Source organism: Reichenbachiella sp. MALMAid0571 (genome assembly GCF_040151475.1).
Lineage (GTDB): Bacteria > Bacteroidota > Bacteroidia > Cytophagales > Cyclobacteriaceae > CAXBNB01.
In genome coordinates, this window is sequence record NZ_JBDKWG010000069.1 from 1 (window position 1) to 20562 (window position 20562).

Here is a 20562-nt window from a genome sequence, read left to right on the forward strand (position 1 = left end):
TGTGTTTGAGTTTATAGAAATCTGGTACAACCGTAAAAGAAAACACTCATATCTAGGGTATAAAACCCCCGAACAATATGGGAAAATTAATTGTTCAATATGCGCTTAACTTTTTGTCCGGTTTTTTGTTGTAAGTCCAACCTGCTGTTAAAGACTTCTCTGGTGCATTAAATGTAGCACTTGCCCGTTCTTCATTAATCTGTGATGCAGTAAGGCCTGATTCAATACTCGGCAATACGTTTGACCTTGCAGACTTCACACGTACCTTGCTTCGCTCTATATCTTGGTAACTGATTTGAATACTAAGATTTGATGCTAAAGATTTTTCCGCAATCTCTTCAAAGGAATACGATCTGACCGCTCCCTCATCATCTCCAATAATCGTAGCTGTTAAAAGCACCTCAAAAGGAATAGGGAGCTCTATTTTTCTAGCCGTAGCAATATTGACATACAGGTTATCTTTAGTATCCAGCGTCACGGACATAGATGAAAGATCCGATCCCGTTGCAATTCCATCAATCATGATGGCCAGTTTTCTAATCACCTGCTGCAGGTCATTTTCATTGGTCATCGATCCAAGCACACCATAATCCATCAGCCTGGCGTTACCAGAGAATGTTGGGATTTTCCGCTCATTCAGTTCAATGATCAGATGTCGAATCTGTGATTCGGTTTGACTAAGAAGCACTGTGAAATAAGCCGCATCTGTTTCTGCTGGTAATTGACTGAGCACCTTCTCCATATTGGTACCAACAGGAATGATGGATAGTTCGGTATTCAATTTTCTGGAAAGCGAATCAATCAGATTTCTTTCATTTTGTGCGCTGACCGTTGATACTGCTTTCTCATCGACAAATACAGCCACATGACTGAATTCATGAATATTGTGAAATGTTTCCAGCTCTTTTTCCAGGTTGCGTGTTGGCCAGATATAGGTGAAATTCCGTTTACCTGAGGTTCCATTTGCATAAGGAATTTCCTGCAAACCTGGGTCGATAATTCCTAAAGCAATAACAGGTGTAGAAAGGTCATTCGCCGATGAGAGGCTTTTAGCACTTATACTTCCTAATGCAATGACCAGATCAACCTGACCATCTAATTGATCATACGACCTTTGAGCGGACTCATTATCGACAATTCCAAAGGAGGTCGCGCCCAAACTAACTTTTCGAGCCGCGCCTGTCGTCTGATCAATCTCGTGAATCATCTGGTCTATGATTAATTCGAGATTAGTGGATTTCTCAAAATCCGAAATCACACCAACTTTGAATGGTTGTGCCCACACCGGAGTAATGCACACGAGCAAGACAAAATTTACTATAAACTTCATAGCTTAGATATATGGAGTGTTCAATTAATTGACTTTCGTCCATTCGAGATTTGTGGATACGAACCTGGCAGTGACCTCAAGAAGCAGTTTATTTCCTTCCACCTGACATGCTACATCCAAGAGCCTTCCTCTCTTTTTAGAATAGATTTTACCAACCCATTTTTCATTTTCATACTTCAGATTGAGTACTTCGATTTCCGTGTTTCGCTCTCCTTCCGGGTTGATAGGGTTTCCTATGTATCTGTCATCTACTTTATAGATTTCTACTTGTGCTTCTTGCGTCTCCCAGGTTGCAATGATTTCATCTTGCTGATCTTGAGCAAAAAGGTGAGTTGATACGACACATAAGGTAATTGTGAATAAATGCTTAATAATTTTCATGATTGTTTGTTTTTGATTTCGATGCGAAAGTATCGCCACCTCCAACCCTCATGAAAAAAGATTTACGAACCACCAGCATAAATGAACCAAATGGTCATTGTGATGAACAAAGCCTTCTAATTATCAAAATGAAACTTTCATGCGACGAAATCATCATTTCGTTCATTTGCTCATGTTTCCATAAAATCTGAGTATATTATTGCATGATGAGTCAAGCATTATCGAGAACAGAACGATTCCTTAAAGTAGGGCCTAACCTACTGTGGTTCGGTATTCACGCTGCTATCAGTTTAGTACTGATCTTTCAGCGAAGTGGAGCGGAAACCATTTACTATTTGGTCACTTATGTCTTTTTTGGCACGCTGATTATTTGGTTTTTTGGATATAGGATATTCCCCCAATACTTATCAAGAGAGGGCAAAATTGACAGAAGGTTGGGTATTCTGATTGGTATCAATATGCTGTTTTTTGTTAGCGGAATATATGCGCATACATTTATGGCCGAGGCACTGGAATTGACACAAGTAAGAGAAGATTACGCTCCCAAGTCAGTCAGAATAATTTTATGGGTATTGATGGTTTTTCTGGGGATCATTTACATGGCGAGCACTAGAGTAGCACGTGTCTATTATCAGAATGCAATCCAGAAGATTGAGCATAAAACCCAAAGAGTTGAAGCAGAACTGAAATTATTGAAAAGTCAAATAAGCCCGCACTTCCTCTTTAATACACTCAACAATATTTATGGATTGGCATACCTGAAAGATGAAAGAGCTGCTGTCATGATTTCTAAACTTTCCAAGCTACTTCGTTATTTGCTTTACGATTGTGATCAGCCTAAAGTACGGTTAGCTAAGGAAAAGGACCTGATAGAAAATTACTTGAGCATACAGCTCCTTAAACATGAAGATGCTCAGAACGTAGATTTCTACCATGCGGGAATTGCTCAAGGCAATATGATTGCGCCCATGATTCTTATTAACTTTATCGAAAACTGTTTTAAACATTCTGACCTGGAAAGCAATCCTCAGGGATGGATCAAAATCAGCATGGAAGTAGAAAACAACGAACTTAATTTTCGAACTGAAAATACGATTAGAGAAGACGTTGCGGAAATTCCAATGGAACGTAAAGGAATCGGACTGACGAATTCATTGAAATTGTTAGAAGCAAATTATCCAGGGAAACACAAAGTGGAGATAACCAGAGAAAACCACATTTATCAGCTAGATATAAAAATGACATTATGAGTTTAAAATGCCTTATAGTCGATGATGAAAATATCGCCCGAAAAATTCTTTCGGATTATGTGAGTAAAGTTCCGGAGTTAGAATTGGTGGCATCCTGTAGTTCTGCGTTGCAGGCACTCAACTATATTAAACAGAATAGCATAGATATTTTGTTTCTCGACATTCAAATGCCGGATTTGACGGGACTTGATTTTTTGAAAATATTACCAAACAGGCCAGCCACCATCCTAACTACTGCCTATTCTGAGTATGCTGTTCAGAGCTATGAATTGGATGTGGTAGACTATTTACTAAAACCCATAGATTTTGACCGATTTTATAAGGCTGTGACTAAAGTACTCTCCTTAAAAGATGCTGTCGTTGATCATCCACCAAATGTGACCTTACCACAGCAGACAGATAAGCTGTTCATCAAGGCTGACAACAAGATCATTAAAATCTCATTCAATGAAATCATTGTCATTAATGGAGACGGGCCTTACGTGCAGATTTTTACCGTTGATGGTCGTAAAATCATGTCGTTGCAATCTATGCATAAGTTAGAGGAATTACTTCCTAAGAATTTTTACAGAATTCATCGCTCTCATATAGTTAACATCGACCATATAGATAGCATAGATGGTAATACGATTAGATTAAAAAATCAGACTGCCATATTGAGCAAAAACAAACGGGACGAATTTCTAAAGCTGATCGATCAGCTCAACTTGTTGGGAGATTGACTTTTTAATTATGATAGTTATTTAGTAAAATAAATTAGGGCATTACACCTCATGGCCGGGTTCTCCACAGTACACGCCTGCCCGTCCGAAGTGCCCACACGGAGGCGGGGTACTTTGCTACGATCCCTAACACTATCGCCCCAGAGCATATTTACCTGTCCGAAAGGCAGGCTTCAGTGATGAAAATGCACATTTACCCTGCCCTAACCCATTTTTTAAAACCCTAAAGCATAGTCTGCCTGCCCGAAAGCCCACTACGCTTTCCCTAGAGCATATTTACTCGTCCGAAGGCGGGCTTTAAAAATCCGAGAGCACACTTTCAATTCCCCAATGAACATTTATCCGTCCGAAGGTGGACTTCACGATCCCCTACGGACACTCTAATTTCCCCAACTCACACTTATTTCCCCTCGTTAAACACTAAAATTAAAAACATGCGTTATTATTTGGATTATTTATAATTTGTATAACCTTTTAAATTTTAGTGAAATGGCTACAAAAACGCTCACAGACAAACTCGAATCTTCCCGTGTCCTGATCTTCAATAGTCGGGATGCGGAAGTGGCTGCTTTACTCGATTCTATGGGAATTGATACTGCCTACATTGATGAAGGAGAAGCCCTTTACAATGAAACCATCACACTGGTAGACCAGCAAAAGAAGGAATACCAGGAACAAAACCTTGCCTACGACAAATTCTATGTTGAAAAGGACACTGCCGAGGCTAACTACAAGCGCACGTTGAAACTGGTCAAAGTCCTTTCCCGTTCCGATAACGATTTACAGAACCGATTAGGCCTTCAAAATGGAAAAGTCTATGCCATTGAGCAGTGGATCGAAGGTGCCACTGATTTTTATAACCGTCTGTTGAATGAATCTGACTTTTTAACCAAACTGGAGAAATTCAAGGTCACTACAGATCAGCTTAATGCCGAGAAAACTGCCATTGATAACTTAAAAGAGCTTCGCAATCAGGCTGTAGTAGAGAAAGGCCAGGCCCAGGAAGCTACCCGCCTCAGAAATGAAAAACTGGACGAATTGGACGACTATTGCACTGAGCTAAAAGCCGTGGCAGAAATAGCCCTTGAGGAAAAGCCTCAGTTGTTGGAGAAGATTGGAGTAGTGGTTCCTTCATAATCATTCTTTACACCGTCATTCCCCGGCCCTGTCCCGAACTTGTTTCGGGATCTACGGGGATTCTTTTTTCCCTACCCGTCTTCCACACACATCCCGCCATAGCGGGAAGAGTGTTCCAGCCTTAAGGTTATTGTTCGAATATTTGTCATTCTTATTCAACTCCTTAACACCCTGACCCTTCTTCCTCCTGCCCCACCAGATGATGAAACCAGTAACGGGTAAACTTGTGGATATAAGACTGGCAAAAAATGCCAGTATTTTACCGGGTAAACCGAAAATGGCTCCCACATGAATATCGTAATTGTAGGCATAAACTTTCTCTCCGTTGGTTTTGTTTTCCCAACTATCAATCTTCAAGAGTTCACCTGTGTATTGATCAAATTCAAGACTTACAGTTTGAGTAGGATCATCATAGGCTACATATGCACCTAAAGTGCGTAAAGAATCTTGTCGTAAAAAAAACAGATAACGATCTGCTTTAGGATAATTGATTCTTGAAAATTCATGAACTTTGTCTATAGGGTGTAGAATTGTTGTGCTGTTTGGATTAGATTGTACACGTTCGTGCGTATGTTCAATGATTTTCCCACCATTAGCCACCCATTGTACACTATCATTAAACCAACTATAGGCCCAAACCAAACCTGTTAGGGCTATAAAAAGAGCAAGAAACATACTGTAAAACCCGAGTATGTTGTGTATGTCGTAGTTTTTGCGTTTCCATTTGGTGGTGTTTTTCCACCTAAACCAAAACCTTTGTTTACGGGCTGCTTTGTTTTTAGGCCACCACAAGACTAAACCAGTGATGAGCATAATAACAAAAATTAAAGTAGCCGCAGCAGTAATTTGATGTCCAATATCGAATCTGAAAATCCAGAGATACATATGTATATCCAATACCACTCGGAAGAATTCTTTTGTAAAATCTTCCTTCTTCAATACCGTTGCGGTATAAGGGTCTGTATAGCAGTCAAACCAATACACAAATCTATTAGCAAACAGATCAGTCGCTCTGCTATTTCGCTTATTGGCTCGAAAAAGATACGATCGGGTTTTATCGTTTTTCAAATCGATAATTTGAATAGGCATATCTGGTTCTAGTGCACTTTGTGCCACTTTCAGATTATCACTTAATGGAAGAGGTTGCTGGCTGTTTGGTGCCTCTACAAACAGTTTATCCGCATACACCCAATCCTTAATTTCCTCTTCAAAGGCCAATATACATCCTGTAATGCCTAATATAAACACCACTATACCCGATGCTAAACCCAACCAAAGATGGACTTGTCCAATAAACTTTTTGAGTTTTTTATTCATTATTAAATATTGTGGAGAAAAGTAAGACCTGACAGGTTTTCAAAACCTGTCAGGTCTCAACTTGGTTTATTTGCCAGTAGGCTTTTTTACCAAAGTTTACCTAAATATCCAAAACCTCCGATTTCTATAGTCGATATTAGGCTGTAGTCTTCTAAGCTATTTTGAACAAGTATGTTAGAACTATACTCGCCTCCAACTAAATAAAATGTATTAAAATAATTCACCCCATCAATTGTAGCTAATAAATATACTTGATTATACTTATTATCAAAGCTGAAAAGCTCTGCTTCGTGTGTATTCAAATCATAAGCTACACTTTTATATTCCATTGAGCTACGAGCTGAGAAGCGATTATCAAAAGATCCAGTAAGCTCCTCCTCCGAATACAAAAAAACGTACTTGTCCTGGAAAACAAAACTTGAAGACCTAATTAAAGATGCATCAGGCAAACCATCTTCAATATCGCTTATAAAGCTATCATCAAAGGTTCCGTCAGCATTCAATTTAAGAGCAATATGAGGGTTAGGTGATGCCCCCAGGTAATGATTTATCCATGCGTTTTGGCTATTAGCAGGAACTACGTATGCATTATCTCCATCAATAAAAATTGGTGCAGTTAGCCCAATTGCTCTGTCATCTGTGTCATAGGTTAGTGCTCCGGTTGACGGATCAAAAACACCTACAGTGGCGTAAACGGGGGTAGGATAATCGCAACACGTTTGTGCTCCCCATTGAATTGGAAAAATGATTTTTCCATTATATAGTTTACCAACCGTATAAGCACTAAAATTATTCGGAATATTCAATGGGGTTACATTATGTGTTTTTGTAAGTTCCATAGTAGTAGGGTTAAATTCTACAAATACACCTTCAATCAAGTCACAAATGAATGCAGCCGTCTCTGAAACAAAAGCCACATTCGTAGAAGTAGCACCAGTGGAAGCATAACTCAAAATACCATCTACTGATACTTCCAATGTAGTTTTATCTACCTTCCATTTAGTAATTGTTTTTGAGTCACTACTTAGGGTAATTGGATATTTGCCAGCAGAATGAATACTAACATTTTGCCCTAATTCTACCGCTTGCGATAAATCTGGGTTGGTCGCTAAATCTTTAGTTACTTCTAAGTATTTTATCGTTCCATTAGGTGTGTAACTTTCTAATCCTCTTACATAAGCGGTTTCTACTTCTTCTCCACCGGGATTAGTATCACCTTCACCGTCATTACATGAGGTGATGGATGTTGAGATCGTTCCTATCAAGAGCATGGTCATCCATGCCCATCTTTTCATTGTACTTTTCATTGTGTTTTTCATTAAATTTATTATGGTCATTTTTTAAAAAATTGAGATCGATAATATCCTTTCAGTTTCATCTGGTTAAGTGAAATTCCGGTTTTCCGTTTCGCTCCGTTTCACTTCAACCGGACTGACGAGACGAGTAAAAATTGTATTGCCAAGTAATTAATTGTTTTCATATTAGAACTGAGTAGTTAGTTTTAGATAAAACGCTCTGCCGGGTCGCTGTACACCATAGAAGTCAAAGACCTTTGCATTGGTCAGGTTCTGTACTTCCAGAGTTAGTGCGGTTTGAATATTTTTAACGTTTATTTTTTGTGTGATCCCTACTGCATGTGTGAATTGGCCAGGAGTTTGTGCCTTATATTGTGCTAAGCCAGCACTTTCCCAGCCTATAAAATAGAGATGCACGTATCGCATATTCCAAAATATGGAAAGCCTGTCGCTTTTTTGAATAACATCCTCCAGCTGGTATTCTGCTCCGCTATTAGCAAAGAAGTAAGGGGTATTTGGAATACGGTCGCCCTTGAAGCTGGCAAAGGGCCCTTCATCCGAGGTATTGAAGTAAGACTGATAAGTACTGTTAGCATTGAGTGTTAGTCTTTTGACCAGATTCTTTACCCTTCCTCCCAATTCTATTCCTTGTGAGTTGGCACTCCATACGTTATCGTAAACACCAACCCCTTCTGAATTAGTTGACAGAAAAATAAGGTCATTCACCCTGCGAAGGAAGAAGTTACCCTGCACTTGCCACTCTGTTTTGGCTGTAGCCTTACTTTCTACAGTCCATTGTAGGTTTACATTGTGGCTGTTTTCAGGTTTCAACTCCAGATTTCTTCCGGTTAGCTGTCCATTTCCAAAAATTTCGTTTTGTCGTGGCAGGCGGTAGGCATATTCGTAGCTCAACTTGGTGGCAAACCGTGGGGTCCATGCATGTCGCAAGCCGGTTCCTGCTCCATAGTTGTTTACTGAACGCTCGGCCACCTGTAATCCTTCAACACTTGGATCCACTGATTCAATACGGATGCTTTGACGATAGTTTTTAGCAAAAGCTGTGATTTGGAGTTTTTCATTCATCAATTCACCGCTGTATTCCAGTCCGCTCACCAGATCAAAGAGATGGCCATCATCCAGTGCTGGATCAAATTCGCCTTCTATCAACAAGTCGTCTCCGGTGCGGTAGGCATAAGTAGGTGATACAGCTAGCTTAATGGCATGTTTTTCGGAAAGTTTATAGCCCACCTGCTGACGAACAAAGTAGTTTTGGCTTTTGGTAATCAGGTGGTCATCTTGTCCAAACTCTCCGGGTTGGTTTTGAACTCGTACGACTTCTCCATGCCAGTTGTACAGGTTACGACTGGTGTCGATGGATACACGTTCGTTGTAGTTGTAGCCTGCTTTGAGGTTGAGTTCCCATTTTTTAGTCGGGTTTGCATTGTAGTGCAGGTTTAATCCTTGCGAAAAGCTGGTAAAGCGTAAATCCCCAAAAGGATTGGCTGCCACTGCTTTGTCAATACCTAATTGGGGATAGTCAACCAAACCGGGTGACTGGGAATTTTGGACTTCATTGTTGTAGTTCCCATAGTAGCCTGCCAAACTCAACTCATTCGCCCATTTTTTGTCCCGAATGCCTACTCTGAAGTTTGTACCAAAAGCCTTGTATCCATCATGAAATCTTTTGACGGTTTCCTGCTGTAGTTGTCCTTGTTCGTTAGGGATGGCTACATCTATTTTGTAGTTATTGTCGGTATAGTCATAAAAGCCTCCCACCACCAGAAAGAGTCCGGTTTTGTCATTGGCATAATTGATACTGGCAGTTACCCTATGGGTGTTGAATGAACCCAATTGATAAGAAGCCGATCCCGCCCAGCCCTCATAAACTTCAGGAGAAGCAAGGTTTACTGCTCCGCCCAGTGCATCCGCACCAAACTGAATGGGTACTACTCCTTTGTACACTTCTACCCGCTGTATGGCATTGACGGGTACGTTGGCAATACCAAAAGCATATGGAGTGAAGTCCAGGGGAATGCCATCATAGAAAAACCGGACTTTATCTCCCGATAAACCATTGAGGGCAAATCGCGTATTAGAGCCGAGTCCTCCGGCACGTTGCACACTGATCCCTTCGGATTTTGCCATCACCTCACCCAGGTCGGCTGACTGGAGCTTCACTTCTCGTGTTTCAATCACTTGTACCGATTTTGCAGAGAGCTTGAGTGCCCGTCCTTCTGATTCGGCTGTCACTACCACTTCGTCCATTTCGGTAGTGTTTTCTTTCAGGATAATGGATCGGGTCAGCTTGTCTCCCTCCTTGAATGTGAGCGTAAATACCTGCTTTTCGAAGCTTACGCCTGAAACCTCAATAGTGTAAGTAGCAGCCTTGATGTCGGGAATAGAAAATTTACCTTGTCCATCGGTAATAGCTCCTTGCCGGGTTTCTTTCAATACCACAGTGATGCCTGGAATAGGTTCGCCTTGTGAATCCCTTACCTTTCCAATCAACGATGAAGTAGGTTGGGTCAAAGCCTCAAAGCCGGCCAGCCTGCCGACAAGACAGGTGCAGCACACCATTATAATGATAAGAAATTTCTTCACTTAGTTATCCAGTCTTGAGATGGAGAAGTCGCCTTTCGGACTGCCGAATTCGTCATAATTGATGTGGAGATAGTCGCTGTTTATCAGATTGGGTTTTTCTATCGACCCTAGCAAATAGTAGGTTTGGCGAGACTCTAGTATGAATGAAGTATTGCCAACTTGTACGCTCTTTTGTCCCATCGCACTATTGTATAATCTTAGCGTTCCATCAAACTGCAGCTTGAATACTTTACCCGGTAAATTGCCTTTAGTGCCTTTCCCACCAGAAATGTAGAGATGGCCTTTAGGAGATTTATCAACTATTGTATTGGCATTGGCTGTATTAGCTGAAAATCGCCCTCCAAAGAATGTTGCGAAAATAATGCAGGCTGCCGCAACGTATTTCACCAGCTTCTTATACAGAGGGATGACAGGGGTCTTCTCACCCGAACCAAACAATACCCCATAGAGTCTTTCACGGATGATTTGAGGTGAATTTCCTATTTCCTCTGGTGACAATACTGCATCGTCTTCAAAGGATGACATCCAGCTTTCTACCTCCTGGGCTTCCTGTGGAGTGCATAGGCCAGCGACATATTTTCTTAACAGTGACGAGGTGACTTTCATGACTTAGAGCGTTTGTTCATTGATACAATCGTACTATGACAGCCTAACCCTGAGTCAGTATAGAAAAAAATGTCTTTTTTCAGAAAAAGCTGACCAGAAGTAGTGCCAGCGTGACATAAGGCGTGAGATTTTTACGTAAATGTGCCAGGGCTTTGGTCATGTGGGATTCTACTGTTTTCTCTGAAATGAGTAATTTGGAAGCTATTTCTCTGTTGGTAAACCCTTCTTCACGGCTGAGTTGATACACTTGCCTACAGGTGCAGGGCAGTTGATCTACCAGTATCGATACTTTGTCTTGTAGCTCTGCAAAATGAAGATGATCTTCGGTACAATTCTCACGGCCACAAACGTCTTCCAATTCACAGTCAAGTGACACTGTCTCTTGTGCAACCTTACGGTAGTAGTCGATGGTTTTCAATTTGATGGAGCGAACCAGATACCTTTCAATAGACCCATTCTCATTCGTGATCAGTTTTCTTCTTTCCCAAACTGATCGAAATACATCATGAACGGCCTCTTCCGCATCTTCACGGTTTCGTATCCGGCTGTAGCAGATTGTAAACAGCTTGTTTACATTTTGCTCATATAGCCGCTTAAATCCAGCTTCCGTTCGGAAGTCGGCAGATGAGTTCTTTGAATGTATTCTACCTAAAAGACCCAAAATTGTAACGTTTTAAAAAGTGTGATCAAAGTCAAATCACTTTGTGTGATGGCGAAATTACAGTTTGCCTAACCACGAATCAAGTATTATTTAGAATTATTCTAAATAATACAGTAAAATCGCTAGAAGTAGTGACAATGCATTAACCAGTATTGCAGACATTGTATAGCCAACTCTTTAAAATGAATTGATTAGGGGTATGGTATTTAATGTTTATACCCTGAATTACCGCACACCTGCCATTCCTAAACTATTCCCGCCATAAGCGGACGAGAACCCTACCCTCAGATCGAAGCTATATTACCCCGCATCAAGTGCAGGTATTAAATAACAAAGCTGTTATTTAATACGGCTCTTGTCTATATCCAATAAAATCACCCCTATTCATATAAAATAGGCCCTTTACTACTATCAATAGCTAGCACTAGTTATTCAATATTTCACTATCAATAGCTATTGTGATAGAATTCTTTTCCGTCCATGTTTGCATATTATTTAGAATAAGTCTAAATAATATATTACTTAATCTATGTACCGATAATAAATATAAAAATGAAAAAAATATTACTTTCGATATTGTTGTTCCTGGCAATACACCAGATTCATGCGCAAAATGCAAATGGAACTGTAAATGGTAAAATAACCAAAGAAAATAGTGAACCACTATTTGGGATAAGTGTTGGCCTGAAAGGCACAAGCTATGGCTCTCCCACTGATACGAATGGCAGGTATTCTATCGCCAATATACCATCCGGCAGCTACACGTTGGTAGTTTCCGGTATAGGTTATCAGGTAATGGAAAAAGAAATCAAAATCTCGAAAAACCAAAACCTGACATTCGATTTCAAATTAAATGAGAAAAATGAACAGCTTCAGGAAGTAGTGGTTTTGGGTAGCAGAGAGGGAGACTATGTCAATGAAATATCTTCCCTGGCATCAAAATCCTCCATTTCCCTAAAAGATGTGCCCCAGGCAGTAAGCTATGTAACAAAAGAACTAATACAGGATCAAAAGGCATTTCTCATTACCGACGTGGTAAAAAACATCAGTGGTATAAACCAGGAGTCCATATCGGGAGACTATATGATCAGGGGATTTGCCGGGGGCAGTAATATTATGATCAACGGGCTCAGGATCAGTAAAGGTTGGATGCCCACACTCATCAGTAATCTGGAACGGGTAGAAGTCATCAAAGGTGCTAATTCTGCACTTTATGGCTATTCTGATCCGGGAGGTACAATCAACCGGGTTACTAAAAAACCTATGAATGTATCCAGGCAGGGAATCAGTTTCTCAACGGGTAGCTTTGGCACCATTAGATCAGAAGCTGATGTTACTGGTCCGGTTAATCAGGAAAAAACATTGCTATACAGAGTCAACCTCGCCTATCAGGATGCCGGATCATTCCGGGATTTAATGGGAAGAAAAGATATTTTGATAGCTCCTTCCCTATCTTATTTACCAAGTGAAAAAACGAGAGTGGATCTCGACCTGATATGTAGTAACATTAATGCCAGAGTAGATCGGGGACAACCGTTTATTGCCTCTACGGACGGTGAATCTCCATTATTGTCCACACCCAAATCGTTAAGTGCTACTTATGCCAACAGCTACAACAAAGAAAACACCCTGTCCTTTATCGGATCAGTCAGTCATGATTTCAGTGACCGGATAAAATTCAACAGCTCATTTATCACCTATCAATACGAGAGGGACTATCTGGAGCATCGTACAAATAATCGCTATGGTGTAGATGGCAATGGCGATGTGCTGCCTACCCTGATGGAAATGCGCTTGCAGAGAGGAGAAAGCCGAACTACCAACATCAATGCCATGTCCTATGTCAATTTTAGTATTGAAACAGGCCGGATAAGCCATCGGGCACTCATTGGATACGATTTTGCACAGCAGGTAACACCAGCCGGAGGCTGGGATACCAGGCTGGTGGGTGCATTTCGCAACGCAGATAACACTGGTGCTTTGAATTCCTACGATCCGGATCACCCGGAACTCTACCTGCTGGATGGAGATGGCAGTCCGGTACCAAACATGCCATACTTCGACCTGGTCAACCCTGATTACACACCCCAGGATATCAATGGGTATTTTACCCGTGTGACCCCAAGAGCAACGGCACTGTATTACACGCATGGCGTGTATATTCAGGATCAGATCAGGATGGGTAAAGTACAGGTACTCCTGGGCCTGAGACAGGAATTTTATAATGATTTCGAAAATTATCAGGAGGAAGATGAGAAAAAAGTACAACAAACTTCCCTGATCCCAAGGTTGGGAGCTGTTTTTAGCCTTACTGATAAAATCAACCTCTATGGTACGTATGTAGAAGGTTTCCAACCACAGAGTGCAAGTATTATTGGTGATCCGGAGATATATGGCGGCCCGTTTGATCCCCTTACCAGCAATATGATCGAATTTGGCACTAAAAGCGAATGGTTCAACAAAGGATTAACCCTTTCAGCCAGTATTTACCAGATAGAACTTAACAACGTGCTGATAAACGCCAATGATGCGATCAATCCTGATTTGCTTAAACAAAGAGGCCAGGAAAGGTCGAAAGGCTTTGAGGTTGACATCAATGGGAAGATCCTTCCCAATCTTTCTATAAGTGCGAACTATGCCTATAATGAGGCTTTAATCACACAAAGTGATAACCTGGACCTGATAGGTACTCACAAAGAATATGCGCCAGTCCAAATGGGGGGTACATGGATAAAATACAATGTTAACAAAGGGCAATTGAATGGAGCCGGAATTGCCCTGGGAAGCAATTTTGTAACCAAACAAATAACCGGAGCAGACTTTGATCTGCCGGGATATACTGTGGTTGATGCGGCATTGTTCTACCAGATTGAAAAGCTCAGGTTATCACTTAACATCAATAACGTGACGGACAAAACCTACTGGGTTGGAAGAGGCCGGGCTGGTACCGGAATAGCAGCAAACCCGGGTGCACCCAGAAACTTTTTGTTTAGTGTCGGTTACACTTTCTGATCCCGGGCATCCCCAATGAAAAAAGCAATTGGAACAATACACCTCTGGCTCGGGCTTATATCCGGGCTGGTGGTGTTTATTATCAGTATTACAGGTTGTATATATGCTTTTGAAGAAGAGTTAAAAGCATGGGCATATAAAGGACGTGAAACTGTTGAAGTGCCAGATGGTGGCAACAAAAAATCATTAACTGAGCTGCTGTCGATAGCTCAGCGATTATCCGGGGAAGATCATCCTATTCAAAATATAACTGTATCGACTATTCCTAACCAAAGCTATTCATTTCGACCGGATCAAATTAGAAATTCAAACGCATACACACATTTTGGGGAAATTGTTTATCAGCACAAGTTCTATCTAAATCCCTATACTGGCGGCCTTATAAAAGATGAAAATACCAAATATGAGTTTTTTACACTTGTATTGAGGCTGCATCGTAATCTTTTACTGAATAGAAGTGTAGGCAAAATGATTATTGGTATATCAGTTATCCTGTTCGTAATCCTGCTTATCTCAGGTATTGTACTATGGTGGCCCAAAAACAAAAACGCTACCAAACAGCGATTTTGGTTCAGGTGGAAAGATACTACTCAATGGAAGCGGAAAAATTATGACCTGCACAATGTTTTGGGTTTTTACAGTTTATTCATTCTGTTGCCGATCGCATTGACAGGACTTGTATTTTCGTTCGATTGGTTTGATGATAGCGTACAATGGGTAGTAAATGGTGGTAAGCGATCGCCAAAAGCGGAACCGCTTTATTCGAATTCGGTACATATTGATTTACTCCCGCCGTTGGATCAGATTCTTTTTGAAGTAACTGGCTCAAGCCCTGAGGCCCGTACATTTAGCATACGTCTTCCTGATAAGCCAGGAGGTGTTGTCAGCATTTCCGCACAAACGAGCGGTATCCGATATACCAGAGAATTTTACCAATTCGATCAATATTCCGGTGAGCAGCTAAGTTCCACTGGTTTTGAAGAAAAAACCTCTGGTGAAAAATTAAGAGCGATGAACTATGATATTCATGTAGGTAGTATTCTGGGGTTTTCAGGTAAACTCTTGGCCTTTTTTGCAAGTCTGATATCAGCGGGCTTACCTGTCACAGGTTTTTTGATCTGGATAGGGAGAAAAAAGAAAGAAAAGAACAAACTACAAAATAGAAAAAAACTACATGGATTAAACTCAAAATCCAGAATTGGGAGCCATAGCAAAACAGCCAAACCTTACTACCCCAAATCCGAAAAACCTGACGAAAGCATAGAATCAGTTAGCGATGATTACCTGCGATCCTGAGAGGAACAATCTAAATATTGCTGACTTTTTTGATTTTTCCACGATCTTCTCTCCTGCCAAAAATGTAAAACTATCGTTCCGGTAAAAAAATACTGCTACATTGACCTCAGGCTGTCATACTAATCCCCTCCCCCCAACCTAAGCCATATTACCATAAACCTGTTTACTAATTCATTTCAGCTAACTATACTCACTACTACTAGCTAGTGAGATTCACTAGTTATAGCTATTGATAGAGATGATTCCCCAACCTACTTTTGCCATTATTTAGAAAGATTCTAAATAATACAGACTTCTGGATTCAGACAATACCTGTAAAAATATATTGCATCATATTCAAATACTTCCATCAAAAAGATGAAAACCGGATTTTTCTCAATTTTAATTTTTATTGTTTCATCAGTGTCCATGGCTCAAATAGCAGGCCATGTAAAAGATGAAAATGGTGAAGGTATTCCGGGTATATCCGTGGTAGTAGAACCTTTAAAAACGGGTGTTTCTACAGATATTAACGGTAAATATATGATCGTCGGTCTGGCAAATGGCAACTACATTTTGTCTTACTCAGGTGTAGGATATGAAACACAAAAAACCACAATCAATTATGAAGGCCGTCCACTGACAGTCAACATCAATCTCAAGGAGAATGTCAAAGAATTGGAAGGGATTACTATAACAGGAAAATCTGAGAGTACCATAGTGAGAGAGCAGGCTTATGCGGTAGAAGTAATAGAGTCTAAAGGATTTAAAAACCTTACTACCAATGCCAACGACATACTGGGACGGGTTTCGGGAGTAAATATTCGTCAGTCTGGAGGGATTGGATCGAAGTTTTCCCTGTCGCTGAATGGTATTTCCGGTAATCAGGTGAGGGTATTTCTGGATGGTGTGCCAATGGATTATTTTGGAAGTTCTCTTTCATTGAATAATTTTTCGGCCAACCTGATAGACAGAATAGAAGTGTATAAAGGTGTGGTACCGATCCATCTTTCTTCTGATGCACTTGGAGGAGCCATAAACGTAACCACCAATGGCAAAAGCACTTCCTATCTGGATGCATCTTATAGTATGGGTTCGTTTGGTACTCACCTGGCTTCATTGAATACCCAATATAGGAATAAGAAAAACGGATTTACTACCAGAATAAAGTCATTTTACAACAGATCCAATAACAATTACAAAGTACCCGTAAATCTTGTAAATTTCGAAACAGGAAAAGAGGAAGAAGAACCTGTCTGGGTCGAGCGTTTTCACGATGCGTATGAAAGTAAGATGGTTTGGGCAGAAGCCGGATTTACGGGAACCAAATTTGCGGATCAACTTATGGTGGGAGTCCTGTATTCAGACAACTACAACGAGCTTCAGCAGGCTGCCAATGCAATCGGACAGGCAAAAATTCCTTATGGAGAAGTAGCTACCGAAGAAGAAAAAATTATTGCCAACCTGGCATTTAATAAACGAAAACTCTTTACTGAAAAACTCTCGTTCAATTCATATTTGGTAACGGTATTCTCAAAAAGCCTGTCGAGAGATACCGCAAGTGTAAGGTATGACTGGTATGGAAACTCAACACCAAAAACAGACAATGCAACCGGAGAAATAGAAAATAGGAAGACTCTATTTGAACTTGAGACCGAAAACTATCTCGCTAATGCAAATGCTGAGTATCAGTTGAATAAATACCATAGCATCACGTTGAACTACAGCCTCAATCACCTTACCGTGCAGGGTGCTGATCCATATAAAAACCAAAACAACACACAATTTGGCGAGCCCAATAATGTAACCAAGCAGGTGCTTGCTGCAAGCTACACCAATACTCTATTTGACGAAAAGTTTAAAACCACATTGTTTACTAAATACTATGACTATGGCCTCAGTTCTCTGGAAACAGATTATTCCGGTTCAGAACCTTCACCGTTCGATGTGCATAAGTCCAATTTAGGATTTGGATTTTCTACTACATATAAATATGACAAATGGCAATTAAAAGCCAGCTACGAAAAAGCTACAAGATTTCCTGAAGCTATCGAACTTTTTGGAGACGGCCTGAATACTGTGGCAAGCCCATCACTTACTCCGGAAAAAAGTAACAACTATAATCTTGGGTTTTTATTTGGAAACAAGTCCGCTCATAGTCCATTTATTGTATCAGTGAATGGGTTTGTCAGGGATGCAGAGAATTTTATTATCCCTGTTGTTCAGGGCATTAAGGTCTATCACATCAACAACAGCAAGGTCTTATCAAAAGGAATAGACCTAAGTATGGGATATACGCACAGAGAGCATTGGGTACTCTCTGTTAATGGCACCTACCTCGACCTGAGAGACAATAGCAAATGGCGCAATGGTCAGGTGGGAGTAGAAAGTTCTCAGTATAAAGTCCGTCTTCCCAATCAGCCATACTTGTTTGGCAATGCGAGCCTTTCTTATAGAAATGAGGAGTTGTTTTCCAATAACGACCAGTACTCCATATCCTTAAGTCAGAATTATGTCTACGAGTTTTTTTATAAATGGGAAAACCTCGCCAGTAAAAATAAAGACGTTGTACCTACTCAATATACAACCAATATGGAGTTTGTATATATGTTCAAAGAAGGACGGTATAATGCCTCATTTTCAGTTATTAACCTATGGAATGCAAAGGTCTATGACAACTTTCAACAACTCAGACCAGGAAGAAATTTCAATTTTAAACTAAGATATTTTTTAACTAAAATTTAATAAAATGTATAACAAATATTGCTGTTACTTATTCATTGCCTGTATTGGCTTATTATCAGCTTGTTCAGATGACGATCCATTAGAAGATATAGTAGATAACGGAGTAGTGCACTACTTTGTGGGAATCGAAGCTGCAACTGATCCTACTACTGATGTATTGACTCCTGCAGGTTCTCTCACAGAAAATTTAATTTCACCCGTTGACAATGGTTTTGCCCAACCTGCATGGATGACTTTTTTTCAGGGTTATGATCAAATTTTCACGACAGGATACACTTCAGCTCCTGAGTTTATCAGTTATGAATTGGTAGATGGTGAACTGACAAAAGGTGAAAGTTTTTTCACAGACCTGGGCATCTATGCGCTTTATGTCGTCGATGAATCGAAGATGGTGTTAATTGGATCGGCCAGAGAGGGGCAATCAGATAAGAAAATTTACCTGATAAACACCAATACCATGACTATAGAAAAAACGGTAGAAACAGGCTTTGGCAATGACCCGGACAATAACCTGATGGCCTTCCCTACTGATGTGGCAGTGAGAGACGACAAACTGTTTGCTTCTTACATGCTTATGTCTGATGATGGAAGTTTTGCAACAACCAATTCAAATGAGGCTAAAATCGCAGTTTTCAGCTACCCTGAATTGGAATTTGAGAAAATAATTTCAGATGACAGGGCTGCAAATGTTGGCCGGTATTATACCCTAAATGCATTGGAGGAAGACGAAAATGGGAATATATATACTTTTTCTCCTTCTTCATTAACGAGTGGTTACAATCCAGTGCCTGCTAACAATTCTGCCATCCTAAGAATTAAAAGTGGAGCTACAGAATTTGATCCATCCTTTTATATTGATTTTGAAACCCTTAGTGAAGGATATAAAATCAATGACATGTATTATGTGGCTGATGGCAAAGCAGTAGTAAGGGTACACTTGGAAGACGAAACTATGGCTGAATATTACTGGGCTGCTTATGCTCCTACTTCAGAGACTCCAATCTTAGAAACTGGAATTCTTGACCTAAACAATAAAACTTTCACTTTACTAGAAAATGTACCTAAGGGTGGTGGAGGTTGGAATAGTGCTGTTATGGTGGAAGGCAAAAAGCTCTATCTGGGGGTTAGCAACAGCACTTATGCCAGTATCTATGTCATTGATGTTGAAAATGGAACGGCCACCGAAGGTGCCACTATTGATGGAAATTATGCCAAAGGGATTCTATCGCTGGTAGAACCAATAATTAATTAATACAATCAATAATTATAAAAATTGTCACTCTGGCATTTTTGATCAAATAGCCGGAGTGACAATAAAAAGCACAACATGAACTACAAAAAGTTAATATTTACAGCCTTGGTTTTGATCCTGGGCACTGGCAATCTACTGGCACATTATCTATGGATAGAGACCAAGCCTGTCGGAAAAATTGGAAAATCACAAGAGATAAAAGTTTTCTTTGGAGAATATACCTATGGGCTTCAGGAAAAAGTAGGCGAAAAAAGTTTCGATGCGGTAAAGAAATTTAAGGCATGGGTTGTAGCTCCAAATGGTTCAAAAACCGAATTGGTTTTTGAACCAACGGAAAGCAGTTACCTGTCGTCATTTACACCTGAGTCAGCAGGGACATACACTGTGGTTTTAAACAATAATGAAATAGACGTTATAGATTACACTAAGTACGATTTCGGCATTTTTAAGACCCACTACCATTCAATAGCCAAAATTACCGTCAAAGGAGGTGCAGAAAACACAGTAGCAATGAATCCTGAAGGTATCACTATAGTAGATGTATCTCAAAAGCCGCTTTCGCAAGGTGAAGAACTTAAATTTCAAATTCGCTACAAAGGAGAGCCTTTGGCAGAACAGGAGGTAAATGTATTTGTGGCAGATCAATGGTCTAAAAAGCTGACTACCGATGAAAATGGAGAGGTTTCCCTAAAATTGCCCTGGGATACCAAATTCATTGTAGAGGTTACTAAAAATGAAAAAGTACCCGGCAACTACAAAGGCGAAGATTACGAGTTTATCTATCACTGTGCTACCTACTGTGTAGATGTATCAAAAGGATAGACAATACATTTTTTAATTAGTGGCGTCCGACTAAATTTTAAATACCCTGAAAAAATACGTTTAAACGAAATGAGAAAAGATTTTTTCGATTTCCTAAAACTACCCCCGTCCCCTGAAGGGGTGATCAAAAAGTCCCCTTTAGGGGATTTAGGCCTG

The 20562-nt window shown here is 40.3% G+C and carries 15 protein-coding genes; 8 read left to right on the forward strand and 7 right to left on the reverse strand.

Features of this window, described 5'->3' with window-relative positions; genetic code table 11:
* Window positions 1-94: 94 nt before the first annotated feature.
* The gene (locus AAOP42_RS01105) at window positions 95-1300 is read right to left on the reverse strand and encodes a hypothetical protein (RefSeq protein WP_349526605.1); all 1206 of its coding nucleotides are present in this window, start codon (window positions 1298-1300) and stop codon (window positions 95-97) included.
* 54 nt (window positions 1301-1354) lie between these two features.
* Window positions 1355-1711, reverse strand: a complete 357-nt coding sequence (locus AAOP42_RS01110; RefSeq protein ID WP_349526606.1) for a hypothetical protein — start codon at window positions 1709-1711, stop codon at window positions 1355-1357.
* Between the two features lie 203 nt (window positions 1712-1914).
* On the opposite strand from AAOP42_RS01110, the gene AAOP42_RS01115 reads away from it, so the two are divergent.
* From AAOP42_RS01115 to AAOP42_RS01125, 3 genes are all read left to right on the forward strand, one after another.
* Window positions 1915-2961, forward strand: coding sequence for a sensor histidine kinase (locus AAOP42_RS01115; RefSeq protein ID WP_349526607.1), 1047 nt, complete (start codon window positions 1915-1917; stop codon window positions 2959-2961).
* Window positions 2958-3683, forward strand: a complete 726-nt coding sequence (locus tag AAOP42_RS01120; RefSeq protein WP_349526608.1) for a LytR/AlgR family response regulator transcription factor — start codon at window positions 2958-2960, stop codon at window positions 3681-3683. The genes AAOP42_RS01115 and AAOP42_RS01120 overlap by 4 nt, the downstream gene beginning before the upstream one ends.
* A 489-nt stretch (window positions 3684-4172) precedes the next feature.
* A complete protein-coding gene (locus AAOP42_RS01125; protein ID WP_349526609.1) occupies window positions 4173-4820 on the forward strand; it encodes a PQLLE family protein in 648 nt (215 codons plus the stop codon).
* 51 nt (window positions 4821-4871) lie between these two features.
* Here the strand turns inward: AAOP42_RS01125 and AAOP42_RS01130 are convergent, their stop codons facing one another.
* The 5 genes from AAOP42_RS01130 to AAOP42_RS01150 form a co-directional block, all read right to left on the reverse strand.
* On the reverse strand, window positions 4872-6137 hold the full coding sequence (locus AAOP42_RS01130; protein WP_349526610.1) for a PepSY-associated TM helix domain-containing protein: 1266 nt from the start codon (window positions 6135-6137) through the stop codon (window positions 4872-4874).
* An 86-nt stretch (window positions 6138-6223) separates the two neighbouring features.
* Window positions 6224-7444 carry a hypothetical protein gene (locus AAOP42_RS01135; RefSeq protein WP_349526611.1) on the reverse strand — a complete coding sequence of 407 codons (1221 nt, stop codon included), beginning with the start codon at window positions 7442-7444 and terminating at the stop codon, window positions 6224-6226.
* Window positions 7445-7618: 174 nt separating this feature from the next.
* The gene (locus AAOP42_RS01140; RefSeq protein ID WP_349526612.1) at window positions 7619-10033 is read right to left on the reverse strand and encodes a TonB-dependent receptor; all 2415 of its coding nucleotides are present in this window, start codon (window positions 10031-10033) and stop codon (window positions 7619-7621) included.
* On the reverse strand, window positions 10034-10639 hold the full coding sequence (locus AAOP42_RS01145) for a hypothetical protein (protein WP_349526613.1): 606 nt from the start codon (window positions 10637-10639) through the stop codon (window positions 10034-10036). It abuts the gene before it with no gap.
* A gap of 79 nt (window positions 10640-10718) precedes the next feature.
* Entirely contained in the window at window positions 10719-11300 is a 582-nt protein-coding gene (locus tag AAOP42_RS01150) for an RNA polymerase sigma-70 factor (protein ID WP_349526614.1), read from the reverse strand.
* Between the two features lie 552 nt (window positions 11301-11852).
* Between AAOP42_RS01150 and AAOP42_RS01155 the strand changes: the two genes are divergently transcribed.
* The 5 genes from AAOP42_RS01155 (at window position 11853) to AAOP42_RS01175 (ending at window position 20406) form a co-directional block, all read left to right on the forward strand.
* Window positions 11853-14312: a TonB-dependent siderophore receptor gene (locus tag AAOP42_RS01155; protein WP_349526615.1), complete on the forward strand. Its 2460-nt coding sequence runs from the start codon at window positions 11853-11855 to the stop codon at window positions 14310-14312.
* Between the two features lie 15 nt (window positions 14313-14327).
* Window positions 14328-15608, forward strand: coding sequence for a PepSY-associated TM helix domain-containing protein (locus AAOP42_RS01160; RefSeq protein ID WP_349526616.1), 1281 nt, complete (start codon window positions 14328-14330; stop codon window positions 15606-15608).
* A gap of 357 nt (window positions 15609-15965) precedes the next feature.
* Window positions 15966-18332: a TonB-dependent receptor gene (locus AAOP42_RS01165; protein ID WP_349526617.1), complete on the forward strand. Its 2367-nt coding sequence runs from the start codon at window positions 15966-15968 to the stop codon at window positions 18330-18332.
* A 4-nt stretch (window positions 18333-18336) separates the two neighbouring features.
* A complete protein-coding gene (locus AAOP42_RS01170; protein ID WP_349526618.1) occupies window positions 18337-19584 on the forward strand; it encodes a DUF4374 domain-containing protein in 1248 nt (415 codons plus the stop codon).
* Between the two features lie 75 nt (window positions 19585-19659).
* Window positions 19660-20406, forward strand: a complete 747-nt coding sequence (locus tag AAOP42_RS01175) for a DUF4198 domain-containing protein (RefSeq protein ID WP_349526619.1) — start codon at window positions 19660-19662, stop codon at window positions 20404-20406.
* Window positions 20407-20562: the final 156 nt, after the last annotated feature.

Bases quoted from the DNA above. Each gene is read 5' to 3' on its own strand.
- AAOP42_RS01165 (WP_349526617.1), top strand. From the start codon at position 15,966: ATGAAAACCGGATTTTTCTCAATTTTAATTTTTATTGTTTCATCAGTG.
- AAOP42_RS01160 (WP_349526616.1), top strand. From the start codon at position 14,328: ATGAAAAAAGCAATTGGAACAATACACCTCTGGCTCGGGCTTATATCC.
- AAOP42_RS01135 (WP_349526611.1), bottom strand. From the start codon at position 7,444: ATGAAAAGTACAATGAAAAGATGGGCATGGATGACCATGCTCTTGATA.
- AAOP42_RS01120 (WP_349526608.1), top strand. From the start codon at position 2,958: ATGAGTTTAAAATGCCTTATAGTCGATGATGAAAATATCGCCCGAAAA.
- AAOP42_RS01170 (WP_349526618.1), top strand. From the start codon at position 18,337: ATGTATAACAAATATTGCTGTTACTTATTCATTGCCTGTATTGGCTTA.
- AAOP42_RS01130 (WP_349526610.1), bottom strand. From the start codon at position 6,137: ATGAATAAAAAACTCAAAAAGTTTATTGGACAAGTCCATCTTTGGTTG.
- AAOP42_RS01175 (WP_349526619.1), top strand. From the start codon at position 19,660: ATGAACTACAAAAAGTTAATATTTACAGCCTTGGTTTTGATCCTGGGC.
- AAOP42_RS01145 (WP_349526613.1), bottom strand. From the start codon at position 10,639: ATGAAAGTCACCTCGTCACTGTTAAGAAAATATGTCGCTGGCCTATGC.
- AAOP42_RS01110 (WP_349526606.1), bottom strand. From the start codon at position 1,711: ATGAAAATTATTAAGCATTTATTCACAATTACCTTATGTGTCGTATCA.
- AAOP42_RS01125 (WP_349526609.1), top strand. From the start codon at position 4,173: ATGGCTACAAAAACGCTCACAGACAAACTCGAATCTTCCCGTGTCCTG.
- AAOP42_RS01115 (WP_349526607.1), top strand. From the start codon at position 1,915: ATGATGAGTCAAGCATTATCGAGAACAGAACGATTCCTTAAAGTAGGG.
- AAOP42_RS01155 (WP_349526615.1), top strand. From the start codon at position 11,853: ATGAAAAAAATATTACTTTCGATATTGTTGTTCCTGGCAATACACCAG.